We start from the raw sequence: 12,118 nt of genomic DNA on the forward strand, positions 1-12,118 counted from the left end.
TGGTGTTTTTTTATTTCACCTCGATACCAGTTTTTACTAGTATTCTATCGGACTCTTTATGACAAAACAAGAGAGCAGAAATATTTGCTCCTGGTCATTGACCATGAGCAAATGAAAGCCAGTTCAAGCTAGCAAAAACACTTAGCTATAATGAGCCAATGGATATGTCGGAGCTTTCAAATTTGATTAATTTGAGATGGTTACATTTTTCGGATTTGGTAATTGGCGGAAATGAAATAATAATTGAAAGTGAAATAATGGATGTGTCGCCGCTGTCTAATTTAACCAACTTGGAACATTTGAGCATTTTTGGAACTCGGCTAGCAGACATATCGCCTATAGCCAATTTGACAAATTTAAATGATTTAAACCTGTCTTACAATGATCTGGCTGACATATCGGGATTAGCGAATTTGAATAATTTGGAAGAATTAGATATATCTAATAATAAAATAATAGATATATCACCTTTAGCCAGCCTGACTAATTTAAGATACTTAGAGCTTGATAATAATAAAATTATGGATATATCGGCACTTTCCAATTTGATAAATCTGCGTCGTTTGAAGCTTGGCGGAAATCAAATTACGGATTATAGCCCAGTGGCTGGATATTATGAAAATCTATATGATGTTGATTTTGAGTTGTATTAAAAATAAAACCTAAAAGTCTAGAAATTGACGGTTAGACTTAGAGATAGAGAATCCGAATTAGAGGATTCTCTATTTTCAACGATCATATTATTCCTTAAAACTATATTTTGGGAATAGTTGAATAATATGCTCCAAAAGAGCCACCTCTGCGCCGGAATTGAGCCAGTTTCACGCAAGGTGAGCCACTCGAATTATTTAGGGTAAATTGAATTTATACACTGCCAAGCAGTGTAAATAAATTCAAGGAGGTCATTTGGATGACCAATTACCGAGAAATCCTTCGGCTTCACAGCCAAGGAATCAGTCAGCGCAGCATTGCTACAAGCTGCGGGTGTTCGCGCAACACCGTATCAACAACACTAAAAAGCGCAGAAGAAAAAGAAATTTCGTGGCCGCTGCCTCAAGGCATGACCGATGCAGATCTTATCAAATGCCTGTTTCCTGAACGAGTAATATCTAGCGACCGCCGCCTTCGAGACTACGAGTACATACACAAGGAGATGGCTAAAAGCGGCGTTACACTCAGCTTGCTTTGGAATGAATACTGCGAAACCTGCCGATTAAGCAAAGAGATTCCATTTATGTACACGCAGTTTTGCAAGCTTTACCGAGACTATGCCACTATCAATAAGGCAACCATGCACATCAACCGCAAGCCGGGTGAACAACTAGAAGTTGATTGGGCCGGTCAAACAGCTGCTATAGTAGATCGCGATACGGGTGAAATGATAAAAGCCTATGTATTTGTTGCTGTTTTACCTTGCAGCCAGTATGCCTATGTTGAGGCGTTTCTCTCACGGAATCTTGAAAACTGGATAAACGCACATGTGAATGCCTATAACTTTTTGGGCGGAGTCACAAGAATACTGATTCCAGACAACCTGAAAACTGGAGTAGAAAAAGCTTCGTGGTATACGCCAGTCATAAATAAAACATACCATGAAATGGCGGAACACTATGGAACAGCAGTAATACCAGCCAGAGTTAGAAAACCAAAAGACAAGCCCAGTGTGGAGGGAACCGTCGGCATAGTATCCACTTGGATCATCGCTGCACTGCGCAACCAGCAGTTCTTCTCTATTAGAGAATTAAATGAGGCCATAAGGTCAAAATTGGATGAATTCAACAAAAGACCGTTCCAAAAGAAACCGGGAAGCAGGCACAGCGCATTCATCGAAGAAGAAAAGCATGCACTTTTACCACTGCCTGCAGCCCCATACGAGCTTGCCACCTGGAAGATAGCAACTGTACAGTTTAATTATCACATATCCGTAGATAAAATGCATTATAGCGTTCCGTATGAATACATAAAGCACAAAGTTGATGTGCGCATCACACGAAAAATAATTGAAGTTTTCTTCAACAACCACCGTATTTGTTCACATCCGAAGCTTCACGGCCGTGCTGGACAATACAGCACCAATGCTGAGCATATGCCCGAGGACCATAAAAAATACACTGCATGGAACTCGGAGCGTTTCATATCCTGGGCGAAAAGCGTAGGGCCATCTGCAATGATAGTTGTAAAGGCCATTTTGGCATCACACAGGATTGAGCAGCAAGGCTATAAGGCTTGTATGGCGCTACTCAAACTGGCCGACAAATACTCTGTAAATCGCCTTGAAGCAGCTTGCGAAAAGGCTTTGTCATATACGCCAAACCCTAGTTACAAAAGCATTCAGACCATCCTCAAGACAGGGCAGGACAAGCTCGTTAAAGAGGAACCTCCGTCAGAAAGCAAAGAAACTGCGAGTTTTGGTTTTACAAGAGGAGCAGGCTACTATGGGAGGAACTCATAATGGTGAATGAAACTACTATTGCTAAGCTAAATGAGCTAAGGCTCCATTCAATGGCTGAGACATATCGCAGACAGCTTCAGGATTCCTGCTTCAAAGATCTGTCCTTTGAAGAGCGATTTGGCCTTATGGTTGATACCGAATGGGCTAGAAGGAAAAACAATAAGCTAGCCCGTCTGATTAGAAAATCAGAACTTTATTTTAGTGGCGCATGTATCGAGGACATCGAGTATCACGCCGACAGAAAGCTCGATAAGGCACAAATAGCCCGCTTGGCCACATGCAATTACATTCAGGAAAAGCACAACATCATCATTCTTGGAGCTTCAGGCGCAGGCAAAACATACATGAGCTGTGCCTTTGGAATTGCAGCATGTCGCAATTTCTACACCGTTAAATACATCCGTCTTCCCGATTTGCTCAATGAACTTGCAGTAGCAAGAGGAGAAGGTGTTTACCAAAAGGTTATGAAGCAGTATAAGCGCGTAAATCTTCTCATTCTCGACGAGTGGCTTCTGGTTCCTTTAAGCAACAGTGAAGCAAGAGATCTTTTGGAGATTGTTGAAGCGAGACATAAGAAGGCATCTACAATATTCAGTTCCCAGTTTGCTCCCGCAGGCTGGCATGGTAAGATTGGCGAAGATACATTAGCTGACGCCATCTTGGACAGAATTGTCCACAATTCATACACCATCTTCATTGATGGAGAAGATTCTATGCGCAAGCGTAAAGGAATTCAGGAATAGCAATAGCAATCAACAGTTTAAGCCCTCTGTTGCTGGTGCCATTGAAGTTAGTGGTTCATCCTGCAACAGGGTGGCTCATTTTCAGCGTGAAGGTGGCTCAATACAAAGCGTATTGGTGGCTTCGCCACACCGAAATATTCAATAGTTGCTCTTTCGACCAAATGTTATGCGATGTACTGGTTATGGTATAATTAAAACAGATGGTATATGTCATAAAGATATAAAATTTGTGGAATAAATGGAAGGGGGCGGTTGCTTGTACTTGTCTTTGGACTATAAAAAAAAGATAGTTGAATTTTTAGTTGAAAAGATAAATCCGGAATTCATATATCTCTTTGGTTCTTTTGCAAGAGGAGAAGCAAGGGAGGATAGCGATATAGACTTGGCTGTATATGTTGGAGAAGACATTGGAGAGTACGAATTGTTTGTCTTGGGCAACGAGCTTTCTTTCGATTTGGGAAGGGATGTACAGATAATAGATTTGAAATCTGCAAGCACAGTTTTTGCGGCCCAGATTGTGGGTAATAGAGAGGTTTTATATTGTAGGGACGACTTTATGCGGGCGAATTATGAAATAAGGATTTTCAAGGATTATGCAAAGCTGAACGAGGAGAGAAAAGTCGTCTTGGATGCTATTGAAAGGAACGGGAAAGTATATGAATAAAGATGTTCTGTATAATAAGATGAGCATAGTCGAAAGATGCATTTCCAGAATCAACGAGGTCTACGAGGACAATTCTGAAAATCTAAAGGATTATACTAAACAGGACTCTATAATACTTAATATACAAAGAGCCATCGAGGCTATTATAGACATAGCTATGTATGTTGTTTCAGAAAAAAAACTGGGCATACCTCAAAACAGCAGAGATGCGTTTGAAACCCTGGCTGAAAACGGAATAATTGATGAAGGCATATTGAAGAAAATAAAGGGCATGATAGGATTTAGGAATATAGCGGTTCACAATTATCAAAAACTGAATTTGGAAATACTTGAAAAAGTCATAGAGAATAACGTGTCTGATTTTGATGAATTCATAAAGGCTATATTAAAATATTTTTAGCCTAAATTCTATGAGCTAGGCATCAACTAAACATTTTTTTGTAAACTGATATGTTAACATTAATTGACTAACGGAGCGAATACAATCAGAGATATCAAAGGAGTCTTGGATTTCAACATATATCCCTGTAACTTCATGCTTGTGGCGGCTATGAACCCGTGCCTCTGCGGGTACTACGGCATAGAAAGGTGCAAGTGCATGGACTATGAGGTTATTAAGTACAGGCATAAGCTATCGGGTCCCATACTCGACCGCATAGACATACAATAGAAAGGATGCTTGAAGCGCAGTAAAGTATTGAGTGCAGAGCCCGGCGAATGTCGGGCTTTTTTTTGCGAAATTGAATGTAATCGTTTTAAGCGTTGCAAACAAGCAAAATGGAGGCGATTGAATGGTTAGCTGCGGAGCCGGGGTGCTTCTGTCGAAATATTCCTATTTTCACCCATTGGGACAGAAAAGCATGGGAAAATTCGTAAACTAAAATACAAAGGCTTTGCATTTTTGGCAGAGCTATTGCAATAAAAACAAATAAAAAGGGGGCAACAATATGTTGAAGAGAGTTTTATCAGTAGTTATGGTTTCGATGCTGGCTCTGGGCAATAGTTCATTTGCGCAGGCCGATGAGGACACAGTACAGGATTTAGTGACGGTGCAAGATGTAGTCACAGTTCATGATGTGGTCACAGTGCAGGATGTTGACCAGGATGCGGAAGAGGATGAAGCGGATGAAATTGAGGCGGATGCAGACGGAGACGACGAGAACGGAAAAGGCAAAGTTTGGAAAGGGGCTAAGAATCTGTTAGGAGCAGAGAAAGACGCATTGGAGGAAGCAAAGGACGATCTTGAGAAACGACTTGAGGAGCTAGAAAAGCAATATGAAGAAGCTGTTGAATCGAGAAATGTTGAGGCAGTTGCCCTGATGGAAGGTGAAATAGCTGCATTGAAAGCTGAATTTGCCAAGGCGAAAGCGGACTTCAAAGCAAAGCTTGCCGAGATGAAGGCGGCAATAAGAGCTGAATACACCAAAGAGGAAATGGATGGTATAGCTAAAGTGACTGAGGAGCTTGAAGCTCAGGGTATGGATGTTCTACCTGTTGAAAATGTCATAAGCAAGGTAGGAAAGTTTAAGTTCGATGTTCCGCCTGTAATTAAGGAAGGAAGAACCCTCATACCGGTAAGGGCGATATTGGAAGGCTTTGGTGCCAATGTCGAGTGGGATGCTGCGACTAAAACAGTTACAATCACTAAGGATGGTACAACTATTGTACTGATGCTAGAGGAAAAAACAGCCACAGTTAACGGACAGTCAATCTCACTGGACATTCCGGTAGAGATTATGAACAACAGAACTGTAGTACCTTTGCGTTTCATTGCAGAGTCCATGGGACTTACTGTTGAGTGGGATGCAGATGATAGCGTTATCGAGATAGAAGAATAAAATCTGGGAAAGTGATTTATGCGGGACAGGGGACGCTAGCTACGCCCCCCTGTCTCTAATACCGTTCTGGTAGAGTAAACATATGTACTCATCCTTGTTGAAATTATTCAGGCTGTGTGCCGCAAATATCTACATTCGAGAGACTCTGCTCACAAAGCTCGTAACCCAAAGCTTTCAAACTGGTCATTTGGCAAACTTCAGATCTATCTGGAATACAAGCTTGATGCCAAAGGCATAAGTATGTCTAAAATTAACGAAAGCTATACAACGCAAATCTGTCTGCCTGTTGGAAACACATGTTGGCTGATGGCGAGAAACTCTCAATTCAGGGCGTTAGTCTAAGTGGGGGAGTATTCATAAAATTGATGCATTGGAGGAAAATAATAAATCATCCAAATGAGTAGTAGATGATTTATAAAGCTTATTCATTCGGGTATCATTAGAAAAAATGATTACATCAAAGGCAGGCGGGTTAGCCGTCCTCCGCACAAATAGAGGTGTGTTATGCCGAAAACGGGATTTTTTATTTTGCGGGTACGGGCAACTCGCTTGCCAAAAGATTGACTTCATACTCGACGAGTGCTCCACGGCCTGTGGAATATGCCAGGCCGTAAGCACCATACAAAGCGGCAGGGGAGATACCACCACCCCAAGGTGAGCGCATCAGATATTGCCAGCTATAATGAATAATTGTAAGGAGGGGATGATTATGAAGCTAGGTGTTGTGGGGCTTGGAAAGATGGGTCATAATCTTGTGCTCAACATGATGGATAAAGGGCATGATGTGACAGCATACGACATATCTCAGGCAAGCATTGAAGCGGCCGAGATAGAAGGCATACAAACGGCGCGAAGTCTGCAAGAGCTATGCGCCGCTTTGGGAGATGAAAAGACGGTATGGATTATGGTGCCGGCGGGGGAAGTCGTCGAATCAATCGTGGAAGGCTTGAAGCATTGCATGGACCAGGGCGACACAATAATAGACGGAGGAAACTCCCACTACAAGGATTCAATCAGGCGGCACGATGAGCTCCGGGAAAGGGGCATAAGCTTTATCGACGTGGGTACAAGCGGCGGAGTCGAAGGCGCAAGAAGCGGAGCCTGCATGATGATAGGCGGAGAAGAGGAGGACTTCAAAAGGCTGGAGGCATTATTCGAGGATTTGTGCGTGATGGGTGGCTGCGCATATCTTGGAAGGAGCGGAAGCGGCCATTTTGCCAAGATGGTACATAACGGCATTGAATACGGAATGCTCCAGGCCATCGGGGAGGGCTTTGAAATAATCCAAAGGAGCGGTTTTGAAATGGATAATGAAAAACTTGCACGGGTGTGGAGCAGCGGCTCTGTGATAAGGGGTTGGCTCATGGAGCTTTGCCAGAGGGCCTTTAAAAACTGCCCGCAGCTAGAAGGAGTAAAGGGAAAAATAGCATCTTCGGGCGAAGGGCTGTGGACTGTGCAGGAGGCGCTTGAGCTGGGCGTGCCGGCAAGCGTGATAACCCAGTCGCTGCTTGCAAGGTATGCTTCAAACGACGATGACTCTTTTTCTGCGAAGGTGGTTTCGGCGCTAAGGCGCGAGTTCGGCGGACACGATGTGTCAAAGTAATATGTGGAGGTGAATTATGTGCTTTTTTGTTTTGTTTGGAGGAAGCGGGAATCTGAGCATGAACAAGCTCCTGCCGGCCCTGTACAATCTCGAGTTTGGAAACATGCTCCCTGAGGGGTTTAAGATATTCGCAGCATCCAGGGGTGACATTGCAGAGGAGGAGTTCAGGCTCGCCGCAAAGAGCAGTGCTTCAAAGTATTCGAGGTTCGGATACGACGAGCAGGTGTGGGAGAGGTTCGAGGGCAGGCTACACTACAGGAAACTGGACTTTAAGGACATTGACGATTACATGAAGCTAGAATCAGAGTTTGAGGGCTTGGAAAAATTGCATGAAAAGCCAGTGGGGAGGATATATTATCTTGCAGCATCACCTGGGTATTTTGGCCCCATAGTCAAAAATCTGAGGGATTCGGGAATGTCAAATGGTAATGGAAGCTACAGAAGGCTGGTGATAGAAAAGCCTTTTGGCAGCAGTCTTGCAAGCGCCAGAAGGCTCAACAGGGAAATCAGAGGCGTGTTCCCCGAGGAGGGCATATACAGGATTGACCACTACCTGGGCAAGGAGATGATACAGAACATAATGAGTATAAGGTTTACTAATGCCATATTCGAGCCTGTGTGGAGCTCAAGGTACATAGACAACATACAGATTTCGATACTTGAAGACACGGGGCTTGAGGGCAGGGCGGAGTACTACGAAAGCTCAGGAGCTCTTAGGGACATGGTGCAAAACCATATAGTCCAGCTCATGTCCCTTGTGATGATGGAGCGTCCCAAAAGCCTTGATCCAGAGGACATACGCGACCAGAAGGTCAAGGTCATAAAAAAAATCGGCGGAATAACCCCTGAAGATATAGACAGAAATCTGATATTAGGGCAGTATACAAAGGGCGCTATAGACGGAAAAAAGCTTGAAGGCTATAGGCATGAAAGTGGTGTGGCAGAGGATTCTGCAACAGAGACATATACGGCGCTTAAGCTGAGCGTGGCAAACGCAAGGTGGAAGGGAGTACCCTTATATGTGAGAACCGGCAAAAGACTCAAGGAGAGGCTTGCCAGCATAGTTATAGAATTCAAGGCCTTTTCAAGCATATACGGCTTGGAGGCCTACAAAGGTCTTGAGCCAAATCTGCTGGTCATAAAGATATATCCTGAGGAGGGAATATCGCTCCAGTTCAACATGAAAAAGCCCGGCAGCTTCGACAAGATAGTACCTTTCAGCATGAGCTACTGCAAAAGTTGCGAGTTTAGAAAGTTCACGCCGGAGGCGTACGAGAGGCTAATACACGATGTCTTTGAAGGGGATTCCACGCTCTTTGCACGATGGGACGAAATTGAAGGCTCTTGGATGCTCATAGACAGAATACTGGATTGCAAGGTCAGAAAGAGGGAGAATCTGCATTTTTATAGCGCAGGAAGCAGCGGACCGGAGGAAGCCGACAGACTTCTTGAAAAGGACGGCAGGCGTTGGTGGAAATAAAGCATGTGCCGACTTATTAACTTAGCGGGAAAGTCTAGGAGCCAAGAAAAGTCTAGGAGCCAGGCTCCAAGTTAACATAATGGTAGCAATCAGCCTTATATGTCACACCAGGAGGTGAAAAGCAATGCTAGTTAGCAAAGCGTACAAGCTTCGCATATATCCGAATAGCAAGCAAAGAAAACTGATAGCCAAAACAATAGGCTGTAGCCGCTTTGTGTTCAATCACTTCCTGAATGCTTGGAACAGTGAATACAGACAAACAGGCAAGGGCTTGACATATAACTCTTGCTCTGCGCAAATTTGCCAAGTCTAAAGAAATAACTGGCAGGATTATAAGTGCCACTATAAGGCGTAATCCATCCGGCAAATATTTTGTATCTGTGCTTGTCGAAACAAAGGTGCAAGAGCTGCCCAAGTCGAATTCTTCATGTGGAATAGACGTAGGGTTTAAAGATTTCGCCATACTTTCAGATGGCACAGCATACGAGAATCCCAAGTTCTTCAGAACGCTTGAAGTAAAGCTTGCAAGAGAGCAGCGCATATTATCAAGGCGAATAGATTTTGGCTATATGCGAGAATATTCAGGTAAGTTGCCAGTTTGGGGTATCGATACAGGGAGTCTTTGACGAGTTTAACGGGAGGTGTGTTATGGCGAAAACTGTGATTTTTTATTTCACGGGTACGGGCAATTCCCTCGCTATTGCCAAAAGTATTGCAAAGAATTTGCCGGATGCAGCCGTTATTCCTATGCTAAAAGTAGATGCAATGACATGCATAGGTTCCGACACCGAGAGGGTAGGGCTTGTTTGTCCAGTTCACATGAACGCTGTGCCTCGAACTGTAGTGAAGTTTATCAAGACTATGAACCTTGTCTTGGGACATTATGTGTTTGCAGTTGCAACCCACGCAGGCATGCCTGGCATGGCGGGACTTCATCTCTACAATGTTTTGAAGAAGAAGCAAATTGATTTGGATGCCTATTTTGAGGTGGAAATGATAATGAACACTCCTAAGGGCGTGGCGCCTAAGCCGCTTATGAGGATGGACTGGGAGCTGGACATAACTCCTGATATCACAGGCCTCAAACTGAAAATGGCGGCCTTCCAGTCGGAGGGCATTGCCCGCAGCGTCCTGGGCAAGGAGAGGAAAAACGTATACAGGCTTTCTTCGAAAAGCAATAAAATCGTCTATGGCCTTATGAAGTTGCTGTGGCGCATTGGTGAAAAATCCAGGCCCAAGCTGGATTTCCTGCTGGATGATTGCTGCACAGGTTGCGGAATATGCCAGGACGTATGCACCACGAACAGGATCAAAATGATTGACGGCAGACCTAAGTGGGTGATAGAAGACTGCAACTACTGCTATGCGTGCTTCAACTACTGTCCGGTGCAGGCCATAGGGGTAAAGCATTACACAAAGAGGTGTGGACGATACCATCACCCGCAAGTAAGCGCAGCTGACATTGCCAGTCAGACAAAATAATTCTATCAGGACTCTCATTTCGGCAGGGTGTGTAATCCATAGTTAGATTCGTGCAATATGGTTTCAATTGAGAAAGGACGGTGGATTGTATGGACAAGAGAGAAGTTTCTGTCATGATACCCGATGGGAATGTGATGCTGCCGGGAATATTGGATATTCCGCAGGGAGCGAGCGGCATTGTGATATTCGCACATGGAAGCGGCAGCAGCAGGTTCAGTCCCCGCAACACCTACGTGGCAGAGGTTTTGAGAAAGCATGGTCTTGGAACGCTGCTGATGGACCTTATGACTCCTCAGGAGGACAGGGTCTATGAGGGACGCTTTGATATACCCCTGCTGACGAGGCGTCTGCTTGCGGCTACAAAATGGATACAGGAACAGGAAAATACGAGATTGCTTTCGATAGGTTATTTTGGAGCCAGCACCGGGGCAGCAGCAGCTATAGAGGCCGCGGCGGCGCTTGGGGATGAAATCGGAGCAGTGGTTTCGCGTGGAGGGCGCCCGGATATGGCATGGAGTGACCTTGAGAGGGTAAAATCACCTACACTTTTTATTGTGGGCGGACACGACTACACGGTATTGGAGCTTAACGAAAAGGCGTATGAAAAAATAACGGCACCCAAGGAGCTTAAAATCGTTCCAAGGGCGGGCCATCTCTTCGAGGAACGAGGAGCACTCGAAAGCGTTGCCGAGCTTGCCTCGGAGTGGTTTAAAAAATATTTAAAATAGACCTTAGGGGGTATGTATAGAATACAATGCTGAAATGTTGGTGGAAAGTGCCTGGAGATGACGTAAAGTGCGTGGGCGCGGTTTCACAGGAAGCTGTTTCTGTGATGGGAGTCAGACCATGAAAGGACAGGTGATTACATGAATATTAAAAGAATGGTGTCGGCAGCGCTAGTAGGGCTTATGATAAGCAGCGGGGCTATGGCATATGCGGCAGGTCCTCAAAATGGAGGCATTCAGGGAGTAATTAATGAGGCGAAAAAAGAGGGAAATGCCGAGTACAGAGAAACTGTAAGAGAAACCTTCAGGCTATATATGGACAAGGAAAAGCCTGATGTGGCGGGTCTTCAAAACGCCATAAGGCTTCAGCTGACAGAGGAGCTTAGAAACATGGCCATTGATGCGGGATACGACCCTGACGAGATAATATCCCAGCTTGTTATCCTAAAGGCGATGAATAGCCAGGACATAGATGCCATGATGGAGGCTATGGAGTCTGAGGACTACGATGCCATCAGGCAGATAGCCCTCAAATATTATGAACTATCCAAGCAGATGAACTACAGATTCAAGGATATGAATGGGCACTGGGCTGAAAACACTGTCGCCAAGCTTGCAGGAATCGGAGCTGTAAGCGGAAGGGACGATGTGACATACGATCCTGAAGGCACGGTTACAAGAGCTGAGTTTGTGGCACTTCTTGTAAGAGGTCTTGAGATAAAAATGCCTGAGGGAGCAAAGACTCCGGCCTTTGCTGATGTCAATCAGGGCGACTGGTTCTACAGCTATGTCATAAGCGCCTATGCCAACGGAATAGTTGAAGGCGTGGACGAGGACACATTCAACCCAAATGGCAAGATCACAAGGGAACAGATGGTCAAGATGATGGTTGACGCCCTGAAGCTTCAGGACATGCAGATGGATCAGGACCAGCTTAGGGATAGAATTCAGATATACAAAGATTGGGATACTGTTTCTCAGTGGGCAAGAGAGAGAATGGAAAAGGCTTTAATGCTAGGGCTCATAAAGGGAAAGCAGGCAGATAGGATAGCACCTGCCGAAACTGCCACAAGAGCCGAGGCTGCAACAATAATAGAAAGATTGCTTGAAACGCAGTAAAGAGTAATTCTA

General features: G+C 44.6%; 14 protein-coding genes and 1 pseudogene. All 15 read left to right on the forward strand.

Annotated features, from left to right (window positions below):
* Window positions 1–182 precede the first annotated feature (182 nt).
* On the forward strand, window positions 183–653 hold the full coding sequence (locus GT589_RS04990) for a leucine-rich repeat domain-containing protein (protein ID WP_293396916.1): 471 nt from the start codon (window positions 183–185) through the stop codon (window positions 651–653).
* 257 nt (window positions 654–910) lie between these two features.
* On the forward strand, window positions 911–2,452 hold the full coding sequence (istA, locus tag GT589_RS04995; protein WP_293396919.1) for an IS21 family transposase: 1,542 nt from the start codon (window positions 911–913) through the stop codon (window positions 2,450–2,452).
* Window positions 2,452–3,195 carry an IS21-like element helper ATPase IstB gene (gene istB / locus GT589_RS05000; RefSeq protein ID WP_293396922.1) on the forward strand — a complete coding sequence of 248 codons (744 nt, stop codon included), beginning with the start codon at window positions 2,452–2,454 and terminating at the stop codon, window positions 3,193–3,195. The genes istA and istB overlap by 1 nt, the downstream gene beginning before the upstream one ends.
* Window positions 3,196–3,463: 268 nt before the next feature.
* Entirely contained in the window at window positions 3,464–3,859 is a 396-nt protein-coding gene (gene mntA / locus GT589_RS05005; RefSeq protein WP_293396925.1) for a type VII toxin-antitoxin system MntA family adenylyltransferase antitoxin, read from the forward strand.
* Window positions 3,852–4,259 (forward strand): type VII toxin-antitoxin system HepT family RNase toxin, encoded by a 408-nt coding sequence (hepT, locus tag GT589_RS05010; protein ID WP_293396928.1) that lies wholly within the window; start codon window positions 3,852–3,854, stop codon window positions 4,257–4,259. Before mntA ends, hepT begins: the two co-directional genes overlap by 8 nt.
* A 120-nt stretch (window positions 4,260–4,379) precedes the next feature.
* Window positions 4,380–4,523 (forward strand): annotated as a pseudogene (locus GT589_RS05015) (ATP-binding protein); the annotation flags it as partial.
* 283 nt (window positions 4,524–4,806) lie between these two features.
* Window positions 4,807–5,697: a copper amine oxidase N-terminal domain-containing protein gene (locus tag GT589_RS05020; protein WP_293396931.1), complete on the forward strand. Its 891-nt coding sequence runs from the start codon at window positions 4,807–4,809 to the stop codon at window positions 5,695–5,697.
* Window positions 5,698–5,811: 114 nt separating this feature from the next.
* Entirely contained in the window at window positions 5,812–6,039 is a 228-nt protein-coding gene (locus GT589_RS10105; RefSeq protein ID WP_442952077.1) for a zinc ribbon domain-containing protein, read from the forward strand.
* A 367-nt stretch (window positions 6,040–6,406) separates the two neighbouring features.
* Window positions 6,407–7,300, forward strand: coding sequence for a phosphogluconate dehydrogenase (NAD(+)-dependent, decarboxylating) (gene gnd, locus GT589_RS05025; protein ID WP_293396934.1), 894 nt, complete (start codon window positions 6,407–6,409; stop codon window positions 7,298–7,300).
* 16 nt (window positions 7,301–7,316) lie between these two features.
* Window positions 7,317–8,780, forward strand: coding sequence for a glucose-6-phosphate dehydrogenase (gene zwf / locus GT589_RS05030; RefSeq protein ID WP_293396937.1), 1,464 nt, complete (start codon window positions 7,317–7,319; stop codon window positions 8,778–8,780).
* A gap of 124 nt (window positions 8,781–8,904) precedes the next feature.
* Window positions 8,905–9,093: a helix-turn-helix domain-containing protein gene (locus tag GT589_RS05035; protein WP_293396939.1), complete on the forward strand. Its 189-nt coding sequence runs from the start codon at window positions 8,905–8,907 to the stop codon at window positions 9,091–9,093.
* Between the two features lie 67 nt (window positions 9,094–9,160).
* A complete protein-coding gene (locus GT589_RS05040; protein WP_293396942.1) occupies window positions 9,161–9,406 on the forward strand; it encodes a transposase in 246 nt (81 codons plus the stop codon).
* A gap of 22 nt (window positions 9,407–9,428) precedes the next feature.
* The gene (locus GT589_RS05045) at window positions 9,429–10,262 is read left to right on the forward strand and encodes an EFR1 family ferrodoxin (protein WP_293396945.1); all 834 of its coding nucleotides are present in this window, start codon (window positions 9,429–9,431) and stop codon (window positions 10,260–10,262) included.
* A gap of 89 nt (window positions 10,263–10,351) precedes the next feature.
* The gene (locus GT589_RS05050) at window positions 10,352–10,990 is read left to right on the forward strand and encodes a dienelactone hydrolase family protein (protein ID WP_293396948.1); all 639 of its coding nucleotides are present in this window, start codon (window positions 10,352–10,354) and stop codon (window positions 10,988–10,990) included.
* 138 nt (window positions 10,991–11,128) lie between these two features.
* Window positions 11,129–12,106, forward strand: a complete 978-nt coding sequence (locus GT589_RS05055) for an S-layer homology domain-containing protein (protein WP_293396951.1) — start codon at window positions 11,129–11,131, stop codon at window positions 12,104–12,106.
* The last annotated feature ends 12 nt before the right edge of the window (window positions 12,107–12,118 follow it).

This window comes from Peptoclostridium sp. (assembly GCF_009881055.1).
GTDB lineage: Bacteria > Bacillota > Clostridia > Peptostreptococcales > Peptostreptococcaceae > Peptoclostridium_A.

What these genes read in the sequence shown, in the direction of transcription:
- istA (WP_293396919.1), top strand. Translation starts at nt 911, where the DNA reads ATGACCAATTACCGAGAAATCCTTCGGCTTCACAGCCAAGGAATCAGT.
- istB (WP_293396922.1), top strand. Translation starts at nt 2,452, where the DNA reads ATGGTGAATGAAACTACTATTGCTAAGCTAAATGAGCTAAGGCTCCAT.
- hepT (WP_293396928.1), top strand. Translation starts at nt 3,852, where the DNA reads ATGAATAAAGATGTTCTGTATAATAAGATGAGCATAGTCGAAAGATGC.
- GT589_RS05020 (WP_293396931.1), top strand. Translation starts at nt 4,807, where the DNA reads ATGTTGAAGAGAGTTTTATCAGTAGTTATGGTTTCGATGCTGGCTCTG.
- gnd (WP_293396934.1), top strand. Translation starts at nt 6,407, where the DNA reads ATGAAGCTAGGTGTTGTGGGGCTTGGAAAGATGGGTCATAATCTTGTG.
- zwf (WP_293396937.1), top strand. Translation starts at nt 7,317, where the DNA reads ATGTGCTTTTTTGTTTTGTTTGGAGGAAGCGGGAATCTGAGCATGAAC.
- GT589_RS05035 (WP_293396939.1), top strand. Translation starts at nt 8,905, where the DNA reads ATGCTAGTTAGCAAAGCGTACAAGCTTCGCATATATCCGAATAGCAAG.
- GT589_RS05045 (WP_293396945.1), top strand. Translation starts at nt 9,429, where the DNA reads ATGGCGAAAACTGTGATTTTTTATTTCACGGGTACGGGCAATTCCCTC.
- GT589_RS05050 (WP_293396948.1), top strand. Translation starts at nt 10,352, where the DNA reads ATGGACAAGAGAGAAGTTTCTGTCATGATACCCGATGGGAATGTGATG.
- GT589_RS05055 (WP_293396951.1), top strand. Translation starts at nt 11,129, where the DNA reads ATGAATATTAAAAGAATGGTGTCGGCAGCGCTAGTAGGGCTTATGATA.